Source organism: Paraburkholderia caffeinilytica (genome assembly GCF_046030355.1).
Classification (GTDB): domain Bacteria; phylum Pseudomonadota; class Gammaproteobacteria; order Burkholderiales; family Burkholderiaceae; genus Paraburkholderia; species Paraburkholderia caffeinilytica_B.
Genome location: NZ_JAQQCQ010000057.1, coordinates 1 through 1,620 on the forward strand (window position 1 = coordinate 1; position 1,620 = coordinate 1,620).

Genomic DNA, 1,620 nt, shown 5'->3' on the forward strand with positions numbered 1-1,620 from the left:
ATAAATTATCAACATTTCAAGTGTTACGGCAAAGCTGTAATGTCGTACCTGGGCAAAGCTGAAACGTCGCATGTCATGCTGGCTGACCTTTGATGGGAGGCTCGCATGACGACATCCGGGACGATCACCATGACGATGCGCGAGGTGGACCGGCTCAGGACAATCCAGTCGCTGGCCGATGGCCTGCTGATGACGTGGCAGGCCGCTGAGCGGCTCCATCTGAGCCGGCGCCAGGTTGAGCGGCTGACGGTGCGCTATCGCAGCCAGGGGGCCTCGGGACTGCTGTCACGGCATCGGGGGCACCCGAGCAACTACCAGTTGGCGGATGGCACGGCTGAACGCGCGTTGAAACTGATCCGGGACAGTTATGCGGATTTTGGCCCGACGCTGGCGTGCGAGAAGCTGCGCGAATGTCATGGGCTGGTGCTGTCGAAGGAAACGGTGCGGCGTCTGATGACGGAGGCCGGGCTGTGGATTCCGCGCCGGCAGCGGCCACCGAAGATCTACCAGCCACGAGCGCGGCGATCATGTCTGGGCGAGCTGATCCAGATCGACGGCAGCGATCATCGCTGGTTTGAGGAGCGGGCGCCGGCGTGCACGCTGCTGGTCTATGTGGACGACGCAACCAGCCGGATCATGGTGCTGCACTTCACGGCGACCGAATCGACCTTCAGCTACTTCGAGGCGACACGGGCGTATCTGGAACTGCACGGCAAGCCAGTCGCGTTCTACAGCGACAAGGCGAGCGTATTCCGCTCGACGCAGACGGCGACCACGGGAGGCAAAGGTGTGACGCACTTTGGCCGGGCGATGTTCGAACTGAACATTGACGGGTTGTGCGCAAATTCAAGTCAGGCCAAGGGACGTGTCGAACGCGCGAACCTGACACTGCAGGACCGCCTGGTGAAGGAACTACGGTTACGCCAGATCGACACGCGGGAAGCGGCCAACGCTTACGCGCCCCACTTCATCGCCGACTACAACACGCGCTTTGGCAAGGTACCACGCAGCGCTTTCAATGCTCACCGGCCGCTGCGCACAGATGAGAATCTCGACACCATCCTGACGTGGCGTGAACCGCGGCGCGTCACGCGCTCGCTGACGCTGCAGTACGACCGGGTGATCTACCTGCTTGAAGACACGGAGGCGAACCGCAGGCTGGTCGGACGCTACATCGATGTGTATGAATATCCGGACGGTCGCATCGAGATCCGCGCTGACGGTGTCGCCCTTCCCTGCACGCCTTATGACCGGCTCTCGGAGATCGATCAGGGCGCGGTCGTCGACCACAAGCGGTTGGGCCACGTGCTGCAGGTCGCGCAACTGGTTCAGGCCGATCGCGATAACCGGCGCGCGTCAGGCTCGCCGTCACGGACCAATCAGGGGCAGGCGCCGAAGCTGAAGGAACGCAAGGCTGGGACAAAGAAGCAGCGGGAGATCACGGTTGAGGATCTGAACACCGCGATTGGCAGAACGACAGTCAGCCTCCAGGACGCTGTACTCAAAAGCTAGTCAAGGAGATAGCAAAGGCACAGCTACGACACTTCTACTTTGCTGCCGCTGCGACACTTCAGGATGGCCTCGACATCAAGTGTAGCGGCTTTATGTAAATGTCGTGTT

At 61.0% G+C, this 1,620-nt stretch carries 1 pseudogene; it reads left to right on the forward strand.

Annotated elements, in window-relative coordinates:
• Window positions 1-105: 105 nt before the first annotated feature.
• Window positions 106-1,516: pseudogene (locus tag PQQ95_RS36495) on the forward strand (ISNCY family transposase); the annotation flags it as partial.
• Window positions 1,517-1,620 lie beyond the last annotated feature (104 nt).